Source organism: Streptomyces auratus (assembly GCF_050433025.1).
GTDB lineage: Bacteria > Actinomycetota > Actinomycetes > Streptomycetales > Streptomycetaceae > Streptomyces > Streptomyces sioyaensis.
The window spans coordinates 49,248-67,511 of record NZ_JBNGCB010000001.1 but is presented as its reverse complement, the minus strand read 5'-3'; the positions used below and the strand labels follow the sequence as shown (position 1 = coordinate 67,511).

14 protein-coding genes are annotated in these 18,264 nt (G+C 68.4%); 7 read left to right on the top strand and 7 right to left on the bottom strand.

The window, feature by feature from the left end:
• Positions 1 to 228: 228 nt before the first annotated feature.
• Complete coding sequence (locus BKA18_RS00300) at positions 229 to 1,464, bottom strand: DNA-binding protein (RefSeq protein WP_366043538.1); 1,236 nt, start codon at positions 1,462 to 1,464, stop codon at positions 229 to 231.
• Between the two features lie 57 nt (positions 1,465 to 1,521).
• Positions 1,522 to 2,268 (bottom strand): hypothetical protein, encoded by a 747-nt coding sequence (locus tag BKA18_RS00295; protein ID WP_366043537.1) that lies wholly within the window; start codon positions 2,266 to 2,268, stop codon positions 1,522 to 1,524.
• A gap of 643 nt (positions 2,269 to 2,911) precedes the next feature.
• On the opposite strand from BKA18_RS00295, the gene BKA18_RS00290 reads away from it, so the two are divergent.
• Together BKA18_RS00290 and BKA18_RS00285 are read left to right on the top strand one after the other, a co-directional pair.
• A complete protein-coding gene (locus BKA18_RS00290) occupies positions 2,912 to 3,790 on the top strand; it encodes an ETEC_3214 domain-containing protein (RefSeq protein WP_366043536.1) in 879 nt (292 codons plus the stop codon).
• 397 nt (positions 3,791 to 4,187) lie between these two features.
• A complete protein-coding gene (locus BKA18_RS00285) occupies positions 4,188 to 4,793 on the top strand; it encodes a hypothetical protein (protein ID WP_366043535.1) in 606 nt (201 codons plus the stop codon).
• Positions 4,794 to 4,975: 182 nt separating this feature from the next.
• Here BKA18_RS00285 and BKA18_RS00280 read toward each other — a convergent pair whose 3' ends face one another.
• Entirely contained in the window at positions 4,976 to 5,407 is a 432-nt protein-coding gene (locus BKA18_RS00280) for a hypothetical protein (protein WP_366043534.1), read from the bottom strand.
• A gap of 200 nt (positions 5,408 to 5,607) precedes the next feature.
• Here BKA18_RS00280 and BKA18_RS00275 point away from each other — a divergent pair, with 200 nt between their 5' ends.
• Positions 5,608 to 6,267: a PDDEXK family nuclease gene (locus BKA18_RS00275; RefSeq protein ID WP_366043533.1), complete on the top strand. Its 660-nt coding sequence runs from the start codon at positions 5,608 to 5,610 to the stop codon at positions 6,265 to 6,267.
• Between the two features lie 86 nt (positions 6,268 to 6,353).
• Here BKA18_RS00275 and BKA18_RS00270 read toward each other — a convergent pair whose 3' ends face one another.
• Positions 6,354 to 7,193, bottom strand: coding sequence for a hypothetical protein (locus BKA18_RS00270; RefSeq protein WP_366043532.1), 840 nt, complete (start codon positions 7,191 to 7,193; stop codon positions 6,354 to 6,356).
• A gap of 192 nt (positions 7,194 to 7,385) precedes the next feature.
• Here BKA18_RS00270 and BKA18_RS00265 point away from each other — a divergent pair, with 192 nt between their 5' ends.
• Together BKA18_RS00265 and BKA18_RS00260 are read left to right on the top strand one after the other, a co-directional pair.
• The gene (locus BKA18_RS00265) at positions 7,386 to 8,771 is read left to right on the top strand and encodes an AbiJ-related protein (protein WP_366043531.1); all 1,386 of its coding nucleotides are present in this window, start codon (positions 7,386 to 7,388) and stop codon (positions 8,769 to 8,771) included.
• 858 nt (positions 8,772 to 9,629) lie between these two features.
• Positions 9,630 to 10,193, top strand: coding sequence for a hypothetical protein (locus BKA18_RS00260; RefSeq protein WP_366043530.1), 564 nt, complete (start codon positions 9,630 to 9,632; stop codon positions 10,191 to 10,193).
• Here the strand turns inward: BKA18_RS00260 and BKA18_RS00255 are convergent.
• Positions 10,151 to 10,390: a DUF6233 domain-containing protein gene (locus BKA18_RS00255; protein WP_366043877.1), complete on the bottom strand. Its 240-nt coding sequence runs from the start codon at positions 10,388 to 10,390 to the stop codon at positions 10,151 to 10,153. The genes BKA18_RS00260 and BKA18_RS00255 overlap by 43 nt on opposite strands.
• Positions 10,391 to 10,595: 205 nt before the next feature.
• Here BKA18_RS00255 and BKA18_RS00250 point away from each other — a divergent pair, with 205 nt between their 5' ends.
• Positions 10,596 to 13,352 (top strand): DEAD/DEAH box helicase, encoded by a 2,757-nt coding sequence (locus BKA18_RS00250; protein ID WP_366043529.1) that lies wholly within the window; start codon positions 10,596 to 10,598, stop codon positions 13,350 to 13,352.
• 13 nt (positions 13,353 to 13,365) lie between these two features.
• Here the strand turns inward: BKA18_RS00250 and BKA18_RS00245 are convergent, their stop codons facing one another.
• Complete coding sequence (locus BKA18_RS00245; protein ID WP_366043528.1) at positions 13,366 to 14,535, bottom strand: hypothetical protein; 1,170 nt, start codon at positions 14,533 to 14,535, stop codon at positions 13,366 to 13,368.
• Positions 14,536 to 14,788: 253 nt separating this feature from the next.
• On the opposite strand from BKA18_RS00245, the gene BKA18_RS00240 reads away from it, so the two are divergent.
• Complete coding sequence (locus tag BKA18_RS00240) at positions 14,789 to 17,284, top strand: DEAD/DEAH box helicase (protein WP_366043527.1); 2,496 nt, start codon at positions 14,789 to 14,791, stop codon at positions 17,282 to 17,284.
• Here BKA18_RS00240 and BKA18_RS00235 read toward each other — a convergent pair.
• Positions 17,216 to 18,259 carry an ATP-binding protein gene (locus tag BKA18_RS00235; protein WP_366043876.1) on the bottom strand — a complete coding sequence of 348 codons (1,044 nt, stop codon included), beginning with the start codon at positions 18,257 to 18,259 and terminating at the stop codon, positions 17,216 to 17,218. The two genes, BKA18_RS00240 and BKA18_RS00235, sit on opposite strands and share 69 nt — an antisense overlap.
• Between the last annotated feature and the right edge of the window lie 5 nt (positions 18,260 to 18,264).

The following is an 18,264-nucleotide window of genomic DNA, read 5'->3' as shown; positions in this document are numbered from 1 at the left end:
CCGCCTCCTGCGCCGCTGCAGCGGACAAGAGCGCGGTGGGGGTAAGGCGGGGCGTCGGGCGCCGACGGGTGGTGCGTGTCGATCATGTGCTCCAGTCAAGCGTGCCCGCGCGTGCGAACCACCGGAATCGGCCAACTTCCGCCGCACAGAAACCAGTTCGCCCGGACTGCCGATGACCCTGCCCTGCCCTACACCGCTCACCCCCGCCGCCGGCCGCGCCCGCCCCGGTCACCAGGCGGTGTATGCGGCGGCGGCGCGGCCGTGCCGGTCGCGGAACAGGCGCCGGACCATGGGCGCGGTGCCGGTGCCCGCCCCGGCACCGCCGGTACCGGGGCGGCCGCGTGCGGCTGCCGCCTGCTCGGCCAGGGCCCGCAACTGGACCCGGGCCGAGGCGGGGCGGTGATCGGCGCGCAGCCACCATGGGTCCAGCCCGAACCCGCGGGGATCCTGCCGGCCGCGCCGAATGCGGGTGAACACGCCCATGCACTCCAGCAGCGGCCCGGCATGCAGCGGCCCGCCCAGCACCAACCCCACCTGCGGGGCCTGGCCGCTGCCGGCCAGCCAGGGCCGGCCGAGACCTGCTGCGAGTTCGCCGAAGAACGCCCCGTCCGGCCGGAACGGGCGCACCGGCCCGCCTGCCCCGTGGTCGTCCCAGATCCGTTCCTGGATCGCGGGGTCGAGCAGCACGCGAGCGAGCGTCACCGTCTCGGGGAAGACGACCGCGTCGCGGGCCACCACCCGCCACCACCAGAACCCCGGCCCGGTGTTCCCACCGGCGACCGTATGGAGCCGGCCCGGCCAGATCCGCTCCCGCTCCCATTCCAGGGCCTGCTCCCACCACGCGCAGACCACCGCGTGAGCCAGGGCGAAGACCCGTCCCGGATCGGCTCCGGCCGCAGCCGCGGTCCGGGCGACCTTGGGCCAGGCCAGCTGCGCCGCAGCAATGTCCGGGGCCGCCCTCAGGTCGAGGTTGTGGTGGCGGTGGCCGTCCCCGGCGGTGAGCATCCACCGCTGGTGCCGGGTACAGACCCGCTGCCACGGCGCGACGTACCGCACCACCACGGTGCCCTGCCCGGTACGTGCCGCGGTACACAGCGCGCACCCGTACCCCACTGGTCCGTGCTCCGCGGCCGAGGCGACCTTCCACCGGCCTGCCGGACTTTTCGAGACACCGCCGGCCCCGGCGGCCGCTCCGGGCCGAGCTGCTGAGCCCGGTGGAGCTGGATACGGCTCGTCGGCGAACGCGGGCAGCGCGCGGGCCAGGTCCTGTTTGCAGACCCCACCCAGCCGGGCCAGTAGCCGTCGCCCGGCTGGGTTCAGAAGTACTTCGGCGTCGTCGCGCGGGCCGGATTCGTCCCGTGGCCGGGAGCCGGTCCAGGTCCACCACGGCAGCAGTGCCGCGGGGTTCATGCCGTAGTGCCCGGCGAGCCGTGACATGTACGACCACGTCGTCTCCGCGCTCACCGGAGCGACTCGGAACGCCGTCGGTAGAAGTGTTCGTACGTCCGTGATGGACACTGGCTAGACCGGCGGTAGGGCCAGGGCGCAGGCGACCTCAGCGGACAACTGCTGCGCGCTGACGAGGGCGGCGTTGAAGGTCTCGGTCCAGCCACCGGCGGGCATCTGCGCGGGATTCAGGAACGGGGTGTGACCCTGGGCGCGCAGGCGTTTCAGGACGGTCTGCTCGATGAGCCGGGCGGCGGTGCCGGTCTCGAAGGGCCATTTATGGACCTCGGTCCAGGCTGATCCCGCGAGCCGGGCGATACGGTCCTCGCGGGTGTGCTGTCCGGTGATGCCGATTTTCACCGCTCCGAGGATTACGTGTGCCATGAGGTACAGCCATGCCGGTGCGGCCGGGTCCAGGCCGTACTTGGCGCAGTGCGCACAGCATGCCCCGCGCATGCGGACGTTGTTCAGGTTGGGGGAGACGACGTTCCCGCAGCCCTCGCACAGCGACATCCAGGGCGAACCGACGTTCCGGAACGGCTCCAGCGGGGTGAAGCCGGCCGCCTTCATGTCGGCCACGGCCTGCTTGGGGTCGCCGGGGCCGTGCCGGTTGCACAGCCCGCAGGCTCCGCCCCGGCCGATGACGTTGGAGTACCGAGGGGCGACCAGGTGGCCCGCTGTGCACTGCGACAGCCACGGCCTGCCGGTACCGGGGTAGGGGACCAAGGGCGTGAAGCCGTGGGCGAGCATCGCGGCCGCGGCCGCCACGGGATCGATCGGTGCGTTGGGCGCGCAGTACTTGCAGGCACCCTGGCCGCTCATTACGTTGTTCCGGTTGGGATAGATGACCTTCCCGCATCCAGGGTTGAGGCACCGGCACTTCCACGGTTTGCGTGCGCCGCCGGGGTACGGCTCCAGGGGCTCGGCATTGCCCAGTCGCCTCATGTCCGCTAATGCCACATCGTTCGCTACGGCGGGCACGGCCGCCTCCTCGTCGTCGTCGCAGAACCGGGGGAGCGACACTCTGCCATGGGCCACTGACACTGAGCCACCAAGCGCCGCTGAGGGGAGAAGCGGCCGCGTCGCCCGGGCTCGTGCACCTACTCAGCGCGCCGCTCGCACACCATGGGCGGTGGGCGGGCGCGGTGTCGCGGGGGTCGTGTCACTGCTCGGTGCCTCGGACGCGTGTGGTCGTGGGCTTACAGGGAGCTGGGGTCGCGTTGCGCCCCGCCGGGAAACCCCAACCCCAAGTGCGCACGAGCCGCCTGGCGCGGCCAGCCTGCTGCACCGCGACATGGAGCAGGCTGCCCACCGGACGTCTTCTGTATGGACCTGGCCAGATCCGCCGTCGACGAGCCCCGCCTGGCGCGCACCGTACTTGCCCCCGCCGACTACCGATGACCGCCGAAAGCACCTGGCGGGAAGGGTGCCAGCCCAACGGACGAGGTTGCGTCATGCTGCACCGATGAACCCTGAACTGCATTGGTACAGCACGACGTTGAACGTCTGGACGCTCGCGGGAACTCTCGTGGCCACCCTGGCTCTTGCGAAGGCAGCTGCCCAGGGCTGGCGGACGACGCTCGGGCGGCGACGATATCTCCGCTCCCGACTGCAGGTGATCGCTCCCGGAGTCCGGGCCGCCTACGTCGACGCGCTGCTGGGTGAGCCGACCTGGCAAAGGCACAAGACCTGTACCCGCATAGCCTCGGTCGAGGTGCAGTCGGCAAGCTCTGAGGACCGCAGGGTCGACATCACTGAGAGTACGTGGCCACTGGGCCGGCTGGGGTACCTGGTCACATGGTCTCAAGACGAGGTCGTCGTCGCGTATGCCCTCACGACGACCACCTGGTGGTTCCGGCCACATGTGAGGGTCGGCCAGAGCTCGATTCGGCTTGGCCACACGCCCCTGGCCACTTTGAAACAGCCTGGACAGCACCGTGCATGGCTGGGCGCCCGCCGGTTCGCCTACGAGGAGACCCACTACGTGGGCAATCCCGGTGGATACCTGGAATGGCGTGTGGGCGTGAACGATCTCGGCTATCGCGCCCGCCCTTACATCGGCGACCTAGATGGCACCGGCTGCCTTCCTGCAGGGCCTCTAGCCGCATACCGTAAGGAAGCGCTGATCAACACCATCTTCGTGAGCCAAGCCTCCTACGAGGAGCTTCTCGATGGCGCGTTCTTCGAAGTCGCTTTCGGCGTCGACCGCGACCTGGTACGACTTACGCAGCCCGAGTTTCGCGTGATCGACAGCCGCCTCAACCGCATGTGGGTTCATATTCGAACCTGGCGGTCGAGGCGCCGCTGCGCACGGGCCGAGAAGGAGAGCCAGGCGACCCGTTGACCCTCGAAACATGATGCCGGGCTGGTACTGCATCAGCGCCGCAGCGAATTGGCGGTCGCTGCAATTCAAGGAACGAGAGCGAAAGGCGAGCAAGAGGGGCGCGCTGATATTGATACTGCACGTAAGTTCTGTGGGTCAACCATGCAATACCACCCCGAGACAAGTGGCATTCCGGACTACTACGAGTGCGCGAATTGCCGCATCGGTGTTGGTGTAGAGCTCATCCGCGACGATTTGGCGCCCCTGAAAATGAGCTTGGGTTGGCCCGGGCTGGTCCACCGGTTTGAACACTGGCTTCGCGCCCGTTCGGTGAATCCGGTAGTGGGGCCCGTCGGTGCTGCGGCATTGTCGTCTCCGGGCCCGGTCGGGGCGCCAAGTGAGGGACTGGAGGGGTGGCATGGGTGAGCGGGAGGCGTGGACGACGGAGGAGTTCGGCTCTTCCCACGAGGGTGCGGTCGGGGTGCTCCTAGCCGACGGCACCGTCCCGGCCCCCGTCTTCTTCGATGCGGGCTCTGGTGTGGGCGGCCAGTCGGTGTCGCAGTGGAGCGTCTATGACGGACGGATCACGCACGGGCCACAGGCGGCCGCACTGCGCGCGGTGTGCTCCTGCGGCTGGAACGGCCGCGAGCACAAGCTGGACTGGGACGCGATCGGCGAGCAGAAGCTGATCGAGGCAGCTCACGGCACGGCGGACACCTGCATGGAGGACTGGGACACGCACACCACCGAGGTCGAACAGTCAGCCATTCCCTTGCCGGAGACGGTCACCGCTCTGCTGGTCCAGCTGCAGGAGGAGGTCGAGAAGCTGGCGAAGAGCTCACCGCTGGCGGCCGTACGGGCAGCCCGCCGGCTGGAGGTGACCGCAGGACGGGTCGGGTACTGGCCGGCCCACGACGCCCGACGCGACACGACAGCCGCTAAGGCCGCCGCGGCCCTCGGGCTGAACGAGGATGCTGCCCGCAAGCTGATGGCCCGCTTCGGCGGCTGGAGCTCCTACCGCTGATCACCGACATCGCAGACCTGGACCGCAGCGGGCACTGCCCCTGACCTGGAAGCAGCGAACCGGTCAGCCGCGCCAGAGCTGGCGGTGAGGTGAGGACGCGGTCGTAGGCCGCCGCCTGGACGTGCACGAGATGTTGCCGGGGCTCTGACAGGGCCCCGGCAACATCGCTGTTCGCCCCAAAATCAAAAACTCACTTGCGGTGGTGATACGGGGGTGATGCGCGTACCGCTACCCCGCGCGGCGGATTCGAGAAGCTGAGCCCAATCGGTTGCCGGCAACCACCCCTTCGCCATGAGGTGGGCTGTCCAGGCTGTGAGGTCTGCCCAGGTGCGCAGTTGCTGGACAGGCACGTGATAGCCGCTGTCGAAGCCGGCAGGGGAGCACGCGTTGTGGTGGACCGCCCACCGCACCGCATCGGGGCAGTCCATGAGTTCCTGGTAGTTGTGCACAGGAACCTGTCCCGGAGGGGCCTTGGCCTCGTTGCGCGCCTGCCAGCTGCGGACGGCAGCTTCCCGTTCTCTGACTGCCTGATGGCTGATCCAAAGGGCCCCCTCGTCGGATCCGACAATGGTCTTACAGCCGTCGCAGACGGCCTTGAGTTCGCTGATGGTCATGGGGGTGATCCTGCCGTCCGCATTGGCGTCTGGGGCCGGAGTTAAGCAAGTCGTACGTCGTCCGAGGGCCCCCTTCCCGCCACCGGGCCTGCCGTCGTTCTCGCTCTGGGACACTGAGGGTGGTCGGGCAGATTGGGAAGAGGTGCCGCCAAGTCCGGTCATGCCTTCGCTTCCGTGCCGACTGCCGAACGGAGCTGTACATGACCGAGTCCCCCGAAGACGGCCGCATAGAAGCCGTGCTCACCGAGTACGGTGGCACCACCTTCCGCTCCCGCCTCGAAGCCGACTGGGCCCAGACCCTGAACGGTGCCCGTATCAAGTGGTGGTACGAGCCGGAGACGATCACCCTGCCCTCCGGGGTCGTCTATATCCCCGACTTCTGGCTTCCGGAGATCGGCGTGTGGCTGGAGGTCAAGGGACCGAACGTGCCGCGGATCGAGAAAGCCGCCGCACTCGCCCGGGTACGCGCCTGCTGCTGTGAGCGCGAGTGCACGTGTCGCTGGCCCGGCGGGGAACTCGTGATCGCAGGACGGCAGTCCTTTCCCAGCGATGGCAAGGAGCCCGGCCGGCGCCCGCCTGCCGGGTACGTCGCCTGGGACACTCCAGTCGGCCCGTCCGCCTACTACATGACGTGCCCCAGCTGCGACCGTGCCCAGTGGATCACCATGAGACGCCCCTGGCGCTGCCGAGCCTGCCGTGCCGTGGTGGAGGGGCGGACCGTCCTCTACCGCAGCGCGGACCGGCCGCTGCGGTTCGTCGAGGGGCTGTCTACCGGCTGGGAACCTCCGCATAGAAACGCCCCGCGCGATGTTGAGGAGGACCAGGAATGCGCCTCCTCAGGTCCGGACGACTGGGGCTGACCGTCCGGCGCGCGAGTCGGCCAGTCGGCCGGGCTCCTCAGAGGTGTGTGCCCCTGCGGCTTGGCCCTCCCACCGCAGCCTGTCGGTCAGGCACGGATCTGTACGTGGTAGCCCTGATCGTCGATCTCGCGCAGGACGCTGACAGCGAGCATGAGCGCGGTCGTGGCGTTGGCTGCGGTGTACTGGACGGTGCCGGTCGCGTGGGCAGTGGCGTGCCGGTTGAAGCTTCCCGGCACCGGCTGGGGGTGCTGGAACGCGTCCAGTGTCTTGGCGAAGGGCAGGAAGACTGCCGCTGTGCGCAACTCGCCGAACGTGGCGTCGTCATCGTCGACGGTGGGAATACTCTGCTTGATCTTCTTGTAGCTCCACCAGCCACTGTCGGTGAGCCAGTCCCGGTTGGCGAAGGCCAGACCGCGGACGAGCGTGTCCCAGACATTGGCGGCGAGTGCCTGCGTGCCGCTGAACATGCCGCGTTCGGCCATACGCACGCATTCCTCAAGCAGTGCGCGCTGCACGGTGAGCCGTGCGTCGGAGGCTGCCTCAAGGGTTTCCTTGCAGGCGGCGAGTATCTCCGGTCGGCAGTCGTCGATGACCTTCGAGCGAGAGGATGCGTCGCCGGCGACGAGCAGCTGCCGGATGACGTCGGCCGGGGGCACCCACGCGAGGGGAACGCCTTCCTGCATCAGCCGGACCATGTCCGCGTATGCGAGGCGTTCGCCTTTCCAGTTGCCCGGCATCATCGCGTCCAGGCGCTCCAGGGCCGACTGGAAAGGAACGAGGGCCTTGGCCAAGCCCTCCAGCGCCGGCATGGGAATCTGCACCCTCGGTGCCGGTGCGACAGCCGCAGCCACCCGCTGACGGATGGTGTCCGTGGCCGTGTTCACCATCTCCGCCAGCCGCGATTCGAAGTCGTTGATGTTGCTCATCCAGACTCCTTCCTGTGTGTTGAAGCATCTTCCGGCATGTGAGCCGTGACGACTCGCCTTTTTCCTCTCTGGCCATCACCGCAGCGGGGAGCAGCTGGCCTGGGCCGGCAGGCCGGCCGGCGAGCCGAGGCAGCGAGGTGCCGTGAGGCAGCGATCTGGAGCAACCTCCTGACTGTGGCTCATCATTGAGGGATGGCTGAGCAGATGGACCTGTCGCAGTTGCGGACCCTGGTCGAAGGGGTGCTGGTCACGCTGTACCAGCGATACCGTCACCAGGATTTGCCAGAGCTGTGTGAGCGGCTTGGTCTGCCGGCACCACCCTCGGCAGACGACGCTACGAAGCACGAGCGCTTGACGGCCAGCCTGCGTGCCTGCCCGGATGACCGTCTGCCGCCGGTTGCTGAGGCGGTACTCGAAAATGAGTACCTCTACGCCGGCGCGCGCATGGCGCTGGAGGACGTGCTGTGGCTCGGGCGCCACCACATCGAGGTGCCTGCCCGAACGCGGCGTGAGCTGGCCCGAGACCTCGATCTGACCGATCACCGCAACTACCCGGACCGTTTCCTCGCCCTGTTGGGCCGCCTGTGGGACCTGGGCGAGGACAGCTTCGAAGTATGGGGACCTCATAACGGCACCCTGCGTGCTGACATTCAGCGCCACGTGATCAGGTTTCCGGACTGGTCGCCCGAGGACCTCTTCGAGCATCTCGGCGCGTACGAGGCCACGCACCCTCGCTTCGGGCGCTTCCTTGAGGGGCTGGCGTCCTCTTCTGTCCTGCCCGATGAGGAAGCACAGCGTCGTTTCGTCGAGATGGCCAATCAACATCTGCAGCCCTTGGGCGCACAGCTGCGCCAGGAAGGGGAAGTGGACGGGTATCCCCTCTTCCACCTGGTCCAGCCGGGGCGCGGCAGTTCTCGCCGACCGCGCAACCTCATCTTCGCCACCTTGGGAAAGCCAGACATCCGGTTCACCAGCGCTCTCGACAACGACATCGAGATCGCAGAGCGCGCCGACCAGGTCCTGGTCTACGACCGCCCCGTCGGCAAGGACGGCCTGCTCTGGCGCGACCTGCTGTCCTGGTGGCAAGAGACCCAAGGGACCACCGACCCGGGGAAAGCGACCAGTACCCTATTCCGCCGCATGGAAAGGTCCCTGCCCCCTGAATCCAAGGGACAGATCAACCTGTTCTGGCTCTACCACAACATTCACAGGGACCACTTAGGCGACGTACCCGCTCTCCTGCCGGAGATATGGGTGCACTGGGACCCCAAGACCGTCCGCGAACGCGGCGTGCAAGCCATGCAGAACCTGCGCATGGACTTCCTCATGCTGCTGCCAGGAAGCAAACGTGTGGTGCTGGAAGTCGACGGCAGCCAGCACTACACACGCAACGGCGGAACCGAGCCCGACACCGCGAAGTACGCCGCGACCATGGCAGGCGACCGCGATCTGAAGTTCCAGGGATATGAAGTGTTCCGGTTCGGCCACGACGAACTGCGCGACCTTGACCACGCACGGCCGGTGGTCACCGATTTCTTCCGCAAGCTCCTGAACCGTCCCAGCGAAGCTCACTCCTGAGCCGATCAGCCCTCGGGACGGTCCGCCTGTCGATCCTCCCTCTAGTTGCGATATGCGGATGGCTATGACGTGCAGTGTTGAGAGTTCATGTAGGAAATCTTGGTCCTATTGTTGACCTGGGGTGGTATGCGCATGTGGGCTTGTCTGCTGTGCGATGTAGGCCAGTTGGCCTGCTGTGCTTGAGGTAGAGAGAGAATGTTGTAACTAGATCGATAATGCTCTTGGAGGCGTGTCGATTGAGGGCGGCACGAATACGCCTTTTGCTCCTAATGTGATGCATGTCAATGGGAGCTGTGGATGCGGCTTCTGTGCGGTGGGTAATGCTGGCTGAAGGCCGCGATTGTCGTTCCTCGTGATGGACTTGGCGCTGCTGGTCATCACCAGCAACAGGAGGCCTCCGGCACAGCCGGAGGCCCCGGCCGAGAATTGACGAAAGGGCCCCCGCCGAACATGGCGGGGGCCCTTAGGCGCAGGGAGTTGGCGCTCCAGCCAGCTGCCGGCGCCTGATGGATCAGTGCTGCTGGATCCAGAGAGCGAGCCAGCCGACTATCGCCGTTCCCAGGGCTGTCGACGCGCCGCGGACGAGACCGGTTGTTGCCTCCTTCGACAGGCGTAGCAGGGCCTTGCGCCGGGTGGAGACAACGGCGGCGCGGGGCTTTTGTAATCCGTGAGTGCTCGTAGGCTCAGCGGTGGACACGACGACTCCTTCACAGTGGTGATCGTGGTTCAGATGCAGAACGGCTCCCTGTTGCACCAGGGAGCCGTTCGTCAATTGTCCCGCAGGGCGGTCCGACTGACCGGAGCCGTGCCCGGCGGACGTTTTCTGCGCCCGCACCACCTACCCACTGACCTGCATGCATGACAGGGCGTCAGGGTGCGTTGCAGAAAGTATTTGTTCGTTCGGTGAGGCTGGGTCACTTTCCGCGTGACAACGTGAGTCATCGCGAGGTATCCCTGGACTTTCTGCGTCAACGAGGGGGAACCATGGGGCGGGTCTTGCGCATGCCAACCGAGGAACAGCTGCCGCCGGGCCCGCGGAGGGAGTTCGTAAAGGCCCTCTTCAGCTACTACCGATCAGCCTCCAGGCCGACGCTGCGCACGATCGCCGAGCTGATGCGGCAGAAGTCCCCAGATGCGACCAGCAGCCCGGAGACGATCCGCCGCACGCTGTTGGGGCTGTCAGTTCCGACCAGTTGGAGCACGGTCGATTCGCTACTCGTGGTGCTGTGCGACCTGGCACACATAGACCCCGAGCCGGCACCAGTCGATGACGACCTGTGGATCCGCTCGGGGACCAGAGCGGAGATCAAGGCGCTGTGGAACGCGGCGCTCGACGGCGCTGACGAAGGCGACCTCTGGGGCAGAGAAGGCACACAGACCTATCCGGAACCTCCGGAGTACAGCGACGAACCTCCGTTTTGAGCCGCCTGGTGCATTCCCATGGGCCGCGGCTCAGTCGATCTGGAGCTCACGCTCCGGGCGGCACAGTGCGCAGGCCTCCACCCCAGCGTCAGCGCCTCGACGGCCGCGCGGCGGGTGATCGGCCGCACCCGGGGTTGCCCGGCGGTGCACTGGCCGTGGTGGATGGCCACCGGACTCGGATCGGCGCCGACGGTCACCTGCACCGTCCAGGCCGGCGGCGGCACAGCGCGGGCAGCCTCCTGCTCCTGCTCCCGTTGCTCGGCCTGTCATTTCTCGTGATGGACTTGGGATCGGGGCGGCGGGGGCCGCTCCGTGGCTTGGTGCTGTCTTTTCCATCTGCCGGACGGTTCTCATGGCGTCCCAAGCCCCGCACAGCACGGTAAGCCCGTGTAAGGGAGCGAGATGCAATTACGTCCCCACCAGCAAGAAGCCCTGGCCGCGATCCTGGCAGCAGTCCGACAGGGCCGGCGACGGATGACCGTCGTGGCCGCCAGCGGCAGCGGCAAGACCCTCATCGCCCAGCGCGTCTCCGCCGAACTCGCCCGCCGGGGAGCGACGCTGGTACTGGTGCCGACCAAAGCGCTCGTGGTGCAGACTGCCCGTAAGTGGCGTGAGGCCGGGTACCGCGGCCTGCTGATCGGCGTGTGCTCCCTGTCCCAGGACGACAGCGGCCTGTCGTCCCGGGAGCTCACCATGACCAGCGACCCGGCCGCCATCGCGGCTCAGGTGACCGGCGCGCCGGGGCCGGCGGCGGTGGTGGCGACCTACGGCTCCCTGCACCACCTGGCGGCCGCCCACTCCAGTGGCCTGGGCGCCTGGGATCTGCTGATCGCCGACGAGGCCCACCGCACCTGCGCCGCGTTCGGCGAGGGCTGGGGCACCGTCCACGACGACACCCTGATACCTGCTGCCACGCGCCTATACATGACAGCCACGCCGAGGGTCTGGGCCGCCCGCGCCGACGCCGGTCTGCTCGATACCGAGGACCGTACGCCCCTGGCCACGATGGAGCACGAAGAGGTGTTCGGCCCCACCGTCTACCGCCTGGGCCTAGCCGACGCCATCGAACGCGGCATCGTTGCCGATTACCAGGTCCTGGTCGTTGTCGTGGACGACCAGGACCAGGATCTGCTCAGCATCCTCAACGATCCCCATCCCGCTGGCACCGCGCACCACGACGGCCTGCGCAACGCCGCCGTACAGGTCGCCGTCGTGCGTGCCATCCACGAACACAAGTTGCGCAGGATCCTGGCCTTCCACAACCGCGTTGAAGCCGCGACCGGGTTCGCCCGTACCCTGCCGCAGACTGCCGCCAAGGTCCACGATCCACTGCGCCGCGACCATCTGTGGTCGCACGCCGTCTACGGCGAGCAGGACGACACCGTGACTCAGTCCCTGCTCGCGGCTTTCGACGACCCCGAGCAGGATGTCGCGGTCCTGTCGAACGCCCGCATGCTCAACGAGGGCGTCGACTTGCCCGACCTGGACGCTGTCGTCTTCGCCGCGCCCCGTTACAGCACCATCGACGCCGTCCAAGGAGTCTCCCGTGGCCTGCGCCAGACCCCGGGCGCGGGCAAGCGCACCACATTGCTGATTCCTGTCTACCTGCCCGAGACTGGCGACGGCTCCGACATCCTCGAAAGTTCCGACTTCGCCGCCCTGATCGCGATCCTGCAGGCTCTGCGCTCGCATGACGAGTCGTTCATGGATCGTGTCACCCTGCCCCCGCCGACCCGCCCCAACACTCTGATCACCCGCGACCTGCTCTACAGCGACCCCGAACGCGCCGCCCAACTCGCCCGTGTCCTCGGCCTGAAGGTACTCGTCCCCGCCGCCGGAACCTGGACCGAGGGGCTGCGCTCCGCCACCGATTACCATCGCTCCTTCAACCACCTGAACGTCCCCTTCGACTACACCGACGAGGACGGCTTCGGCCTGGGGCAGTGGACCGCCAGCCAGCGGCTTCACCACCTGCTGGGGACCCTGCCTGCCGAGCGCCGCACCGCACTGGAACGCCTCGACATGCGCTGGACGCTGCCCACCACCACCCAGGCCATGCTCGACCACGCTCGCCTGTTCGCCCGGACCCACGGCCACCTCGCCTTCCCCACCACCACCGTCGTCGGCGGGTACGCGCTGGGTAAATGGTTGAGCACCTGCCGGACCCGCGCCGGCGCCGGGAGCCTGGACGTCGAGGTGCAGAGCGCCCTGGATCGGATCGACCAGTGGTGGAACCCGCCCTGGGCGCCCGCGTGGCAGTCCTACTACGCCCTGGCCAAGGCCCGTTACCGCGGCCGGGGCCAGACATGGAACCTGGCCGCGCGCACACCATCCCAGCACGACCTTGCCGCCGCCCGCTGGATGAGGACGCAGGAGACCGAGTTCTTCCGCCTGACGCCCGAGCAGCAGGACCTGCTACTGCAGATCGGAGCGCAACCCGACACGAAGATCCTGCTGCGGCCTGCCTGGGGCGTCGGCAAGAGGAACAATTTCAGCCTGGGATTGCCCCACGCAGCCCGTTTTCTGGCAGAGCAAGGTCACCTGGACATCCCCGCAGGCCACCAGGCCACGTGGGAGAGAAGTGCGAGCGGTCCTGCCGGCTCTTTCCCGCTGGGAGCCTGGTTCCATGAGCACCTCGCGACCCTGGTGACCCTGCCCCCCGACGAACGCCGCGCTCTGAACACGCTTCGTGAACTGGCCCGCCGCGCAGCCGGGTTCGGACATGACCCCGGCGAGTCCCGTTCCCCACAGGCACGCCGGAGCCGGACTGGAGGAGCTGACCAGCAGGACACCGTCGCAGATCTCACTGGCCGCCCGCACGCGTTGGCCGCCGCCTACAGGAAGGCCCGCCGGGGCAAAACGCCGACCGCCTTCGTCCTGCAGAGTGCCGACGGGTGGAGCGCCCGGGTCGACACCTCCACCACCAAACTGGTCGTCGTCCAGCCCGAAGCGGCCTTTAGCCTGCAGGTCTCGATCGAGGAAGCAGTCCGCGCGGGCAAGGCGGCTTGGGGGAGCACCGGGCCCGTCCACTTCTCGATCGGCGGAGTCCCCGACGAGGAGACCGCCCGCAGCTGGGCCGTCCACCTGTACGGCGTGACCCACGAGCACCTGAGCGACATGCTCAGCTACTACGGCTTCGTCGAAAGAAAGTTGCAGTGAACGACCCGGGGTGTCAGGCGCGGCCGCCGAGGTACCAGCCGCGTGGCGCTGGCAGTAACTGAATGGTCATCAGGTCGCCCAGCCGCCAGGACAGACACGAGCGGTCCGCGAACGTCGAATCCGCATCCATCGCCAGGTCGGTGTGCGGGGCGTGCAGGGACAGACGCCGGTAGCGGCCGCGGGCTGGCCGCTCCGTCTCAGTCACCGTCTTCTCACGCCCGGTCCGGCCCGGAGGCGCTGGACGCACCGGGGCATGCCGCACCATCCACTCCTCGACCGCGGCCAGGCCGTCCGTCACGGGGATGCCCCACTCCATCAGCAGCGCCGCCACCTTCTCCAGCCAGGACCGGTCCGCGCCCTCGGTGAGGGTGCGGCGTAGCCGCCGCCGCTCCCATGCGGCTAGTCGGTACGCGAGGCGCACCGCCTCTGGGTAGAACACCAGCGGCGCGACCCGCAGTTCATCCCGCCCCGCGCGCCCCAACGCCCGTCTGCGGGTTTGCCACACCGGCGCGTTGAGCACGGGGATGTTCCACCAGCACGACGCGATGGCGTAGGCGTCAGCGAACATTGCCCGCCCGCCCGCGCCCAGCCGACGCTCCAGCAGCACCCTCAGACGGTGGGCATCGGCGACCTCGGGCACGGCCGACAGCCGGATGGCTGCGGTTCCGGGCTCGCGCCGGTTGTCCAGCCACCGCCCGTGCGCGGCGCAGACCTGCCAGGTTGCATCGGCGGCCAGATAGGAATTCCACGTCGTGCCCTTGATGCGGGCGCACAGCTCGCACACCCGCACCAGGAAGCAGCCGGGGGTGTCCCAGGGCCAGTCCCACGCCGGTCCGCCTGCCGAGGTCAGCAGCCGGTTCGCGCGCAGGTTCGGCAGCGCGGACTGCAGCTTGTCGACCGAGTGGCCCGTCATCACGGCAAGCCGGTCCAGCGCAGCTGCATTGAGATAGCCGTCGCCGTAGCGCGGATCGCCCGGGACACCGGCCTTGCGCAGCGGTGTGCCGAACATGGGCCAGAACTCCTGGTCGGGGATGCTGTTGGCGTCTGCCAGGCGCCGAGCGTAGGAGCCGGTCGACTCCCCGCCGATCAACCGCACCGGCAGCCCCAGCCGCTGTGCCGGCTGCCAGGGCTTCTTCCGCCGCGGCCGACTCGCCGCGCCGTTTCCTGCACGAACCACTGTCACGCGCCCCTCTCATCAGCCGCCCCACAGCAGGGCGACCCGTTACCCCCGGCATGACACCCGTTACTTGCGCCGGACGAGCAAGCCCGTATGCGTCAGGCGCCCGCCCATCCACGTGCGGCGGGTCCGCTCCCGGCGGCGCAAGCCATGTCTTTGGCCGAAACTCTTCGATGCCCCCTCCGGGCTGGCACCCCGGCCACTACATTCCCGCGCGATCTGACGCAGGGGCACCGCCCCGAGAAGGGACGGAGGCGCCATGGAACTGCGGGAGCACCAAGTCGCGGCTCTGGCCGCGATTCAGGCTGCAGCGGCAGCCGGTGAGAAACGCATGACGGTCGTCTCGGCGTGCGGCACGGGCAAGACGCTGGTCGCCCAGCAGGCCGCGCAGCGCCTGGCACCGCAGGGCACCGTGCTGGTGCTGATGCCGACCAAGGCCCTGGTGACCCAGACCGTTCGGCGCTGGCGTGAGGCAGGCACGAGGGGGCTGGCGCTCGGCGTCTGCTCCCTCAGTCAGACCGAGAGCGGCCTGGCCCCCGCGGAGGCGGTGTTGTTGCGCCGCGACCCGCGGGCCATCGCCCAGGCCGCTCGCACGACTGGCTCGGTCACCGTGTTCTCCACCTACGACTCCATCCACCACACCTGCGACGCCCACGACCTGTACGGGCTGCCGCCCTGGGATCTCGTGATCATCGACGAGGCCCACCGCACCTGCTCCGCATTCGGCGAGGGCTGGGGCACCATCCACGACGACGCCGCCGTCCCCGCCAAGATCCGCCTCTATATGACCGCCACGCCCCGGGTCTGGGCCGCCCCGGACCGAAACGAACTTCTCTCGTTCATGGAGCGTGCCCCTCTCGCCACCATGGACCACCGCGAGATCTTCGGCCCGACCGTGTTCGAACTGGGCATGGCCGAAGCCATCGAGCGGGGCATCCTCGCCGACTACCAGGTCGTCATGCCCATCGTCGACGACGCCGATCTGCACCACATCCTCGCCGCCCGACGTCCCGCCAACACCGCCCACCACGACGGCCTGCGCAACGCCGCGATCCAGGTCGCCGTCCTGCGCGCGATCGCCGAACACGGGCTGCGCCGCGTCCTGGTCTTCCACAACCGCGTCCTCCTCGCGGAAGCCTTCGCCGAATCCCTGCCGACCACCGCGCAGGAAGCCGGCGAGCAACTGCGTATCGATGGCCTGTGGTCGCAGGCCATCCACGGCGAACAGTCCGGCGACTGGCGCCGGGACCTGTTGGAGGATTTCGCCGACCCTGACCGCGCGTGCGCGGTGCTGTCCAACGTGCGGGTCCTCAATGAGGGAGTCGACATGCCCGACGTCGACTCCGTCGTCTTCGCCGCCCCCCGGTACAGCGTCATCGACGCCATCCAGGCCATCGGCCGCGGCCTGCGCCAGCCACCCGGGGCGGGCAAGAAGACCACCCTGGTCGTCCCGGTCTACCTCCGACAGGGTCTGAGCACCACCGACCTGCTGAAGGGCTCCGCCTTCGAGAACCTGCTCACCCTCCTGCAGGCCCTGCGCGCCCACGACAACTCCTTCATGGACCGCATCGCCCTGCCCGCCCGTACGAGCGGCGGCAGGGCCCCGGCCCGGACCACTTTCTACGCCCGTCCCGAACGGGCCGCGCAACTCGCGCATGCCCTCGGCCTGGAGATCACCGTGCCGGCCATCGGCACCTGGGAGGAGTCCCACGCCTCCGCCCACCGCTACCGAACCGCCTTCGGACACCTCGACGTTCCCGCCGACTACACCGACCCCGGCGGCTTCGCCCTGGGCGAGTGTCTGACCAACCTCCGCCTGCGACATCTCCTGGGCCGCCTGCCCGCCGAGCACAGACAGGCCCTGGACGCCCTGGGCATGATATGGGCGACGCCAGCCCGCACATTCCAGTCCATGCTCGAACACGCCCGCGCCTGGGCGGGCATGCACGGACACCTCTACGTTCCCGTCAAGGAAGAGATCGGCGGCCACCCGCTCGGCTCCTGGCTGGCCGCCCAGCGCCACAAAGCCAAGACCGGCCGCCTTCCCCCCGAGCACGTCCAAGCGCTCGACGCGATCGACCCCGACTGGAACCCGCCCCGGACGGACTGGCATCGCCGCTACATCCGCGCCCGCACCCTCGTCGCCACCACCGGCTGGAAGCCCGCCGTGCCCTCCACCAGCCCCGCCGGCGAGCACCGCGCCATCGTGAACTGGGTCCTCACTCAGCGGCTGACCTTCTTCCAGCTCCAGCCACGCCAGCAGGAACTGCTGATCGACCTGGGCATCCCGCCCCTGCCTGGCAGCATGTACTCCGACCGCGCCTACGACCCCCAACGCCACGCCTTCTACGCGGCCCTCGGACATGCCGCCGCGTTCCTCAACCGCGAAGGCCACCTCGACGTACCCCGCCACCACCTGGAACCAGCCCCAGCCGCCCGCGCGTACGCCCCCGCCTTCGCACTGGGGGAGTGGATCCACCAGCGCCGCAAGCACCCCGAAGTCCTCACCCCGAAACAACGCCGCGCCCTCGAAGCGCTGCGCATGATCTGGGACCCCACCCTCAATACCCGCAAACACCCCGACCCGCCGCGCCCGCATGACGACACCAGGCCACGCGCGAGACGCCCGGCCGTGCCTGAAACCGCCGAACAGCCCCTGGCTCCTGTCCCGGACCGGGCTTGCCGATCACAGATGCACCACACGGCCGAGCGACACCTTCTCCAGCACCTCCAGCGTGATCTGCTCCTCGCCTGAGCGGATCGCGATCTGCGCCGCCTGGCAGACCAACTGGGACAGTGACCGCATATAGCCGCGGCTGCGCGTATGCAAGTACTCGGCCACCTTCCTTAGGTCGTGCGGCTGGTGCCGGTACAGCACCAGCTCCGCATCGAACAGGTCGATGACCCGCGCGAAGGCGATCGACTCCTCGTCGCTGAATCCCATCCGGCTGGTACGCAGCACCATGTGGTCGCCCCGCAACTGCTCTGTGCGAGCCAGCGTGGTGTCGTTGTCCCGGGTGAGGGGGTCGACAATGAACTGGGCGCCGCGTCCGCAGTAGACGAACGTCGCCCCGGTCTCCTCGCTGATCACATCCAGGTACTGGAAGGCCAACTCCGCGTCCGCGGCCGTACGCAGCCGCTCGATGCCGTCGATGAGGACCAGCCGCGTCCTCGCATTGCGCATGGTCCGAATTACCGACTCGGTGAGGTCTCCGCTCTCCCGCTCCTGGCCCAGGAACCGAGCGAACGCGCCAGCCCAGTTGCGCATGCTGCCGCGCGTCGGCGGAGGCACGTTCAGAGTGATGACCGGGATGCGGTTCTCGTCCGGCCCGTACAGATCCGACAGCCGCCGCTCCCAGTGCACACCGATCGCCTGCAGCACCGTACTCTTCCCCGTTCCGCGCGGCCCGTCCAGGATGATCCCGGCCTTGCCGTGCCGGCGCTGCTGGTTGGCCAGGATCTGCTCGGCCACCAGCAGCTTCGCCTTAGCGATCGCGGGAGTGTTGACCGTGCGCAGATGTCCGTGGAACAACAGCCGCGGGTCCAGACTGCCGACCTTCGTCCCCTCCGGGGCGCTGTCCTCCAGCTTCGGAGCATTCAAAGACGACTGAGCGAGCGCCCTCCACGCATGGCAGTTCTCCGGCCACGACGGCGCAGGCGGGGCCAGCAGCAACGGCTCAGGCGCACGCGTGTCGCGCAGCAGCCGTTCCTCCTCGACCGTCAGCTCCATTTCCA

What these genes read in the sequence shown, in the direction of transcription:
- BKA18_RS00290 (WP_366043536.1), top strand. Translation starts at nt 2,912, where the DNA reads ATGAACCCTGAACTGCATTGGTACAGCACGACGTTGAACGTCTGGACG.
- BKA18_RS00270 (WP_366043532.1), bottom strand. Translation starts at nt 7,193, where the DNA reads ATGAGCAACATCAACGACTTCGAATCGCGGCTGGCGGAGATGGTGAAC.
- BKA18_RS00295 (WP_366043537.1), bottom strand. Translation starts at nt 2,268, where the DNA reads ATGAGCGGCCAGGGTGCCTGCAAGTACTGCGCGCCCAACGCACCGATC.
- BKA18_RS00250 (WP_366043529.1), top strand. Translation starts at nt 10,596, where the DNA reads ATGCAATTACGTCCCCACCAGCAAGAAGCCCTGGCCGCGATCCTGGCA.
- BKA18_RS00265 (WP_366043531.1), top strand. Translation starts at nt 7,386, where the DNA reads ATGGCTGAGCAGATGGACCTGTCGCAGTTGCGGACCCTGGTCGAAGGG.
- BKA18_RS00240 (WP_366043527.1), top strand. Translation starts at nt 14,789, where the DNA reads ATGGAACTGCGGGAGCACCAAGTCGCGGCTCTGGCCGCGATTCAGGCT.
- BKA18_RS00260 (WP_366043530.1), top strand. Translation starts at nt 9,630, where the DNA reads ATGACAGGGCGTCAGGGTGCGTTGCAGAAAGTATTTGTTCGTTCGGTG.
- BKA18_RS00235 (WP_366043876.1), bottom strand. Translation starts at nt 18,259, where the DNA reads ATGGAGCTGACGGTCGAGGAGGAACGGCTGCTGCGCGACACGCGTGCG.
- BKA18_RS00285 (WP_366043535.1), top strand. Translation starts at nt 4,188, where the DNA reads ATGGGTGAGCGGGAGGCGTGGACGACGGAGGAGTTCGGCTCTTCCCAC.
- BKA18_RS00280 (WP_366043534.1), bottom strand. Translation starts at nt 5,407, where the DNA reads ATGACCATCAGCGAACTCAAGGCCGTCTGCGACGGCTGTAAGACCATT.
- BKA18_RS00275 (WP_366043533.1), top strand. Translation starts at nt 5,608, where the DNA reads ATGACCGAGTCCCCCGAAGACGGCCGCATAGAAGCCGTGCTCACCGAG.